The following is a 380-nucleotide window of genomic DNA, read 5'->3' as shown; positions in this document are numbered from 1 at the left end:
CGGTGGCCGGTGGCAATTTCGAAGATCTGGTTGCCGACAAAACTCCGGTCTCGACTTCTGTTACGGATGTTACCGACACCACCAATCTGTCGCTCAGCGCCAGTAACTCGGTGGCTGAAGGTGGCCAGATCACCTACACCGCGACACTGACCAATGCCGCTGGCTCACCAGTGACCGTGACCCTGTCGAACGGCGCTGTGATCACCATCAAGGCTGGCGAAACCACCGGCACCGCAACCGTTCCGGCACCGTCCGATGACGTTTATAAAGATGCCGGGTCTGTTCAGGCCACGATCACCAGCGCCACCGGTGGTAACTTCGAAAATCTCGTGCCGAGCACTACGCCTGCGATCACTCAGGTCACTGACACCATCGATACT

The 380-nt window shown here is 58.2% G+C and carries 1 protein-coding gene; it reads left to right on the top strand.

The features are described from left to right. The coding region (locus ACYSTU_RS27000) for an immunoglobulin-like domain-containing protein (RefSeq protein ID WP_499002762.1) at positions 1 to 380 on the top strand (380 nt) is incomplete at both ends.

Source organism: Pseudomonas glycinis (assembly GCF_054871425.1).
Note: the sequence above shows the minus strand (reverse complement) of the source record. Positions and strands in the feature narration are given on the sequence as shown.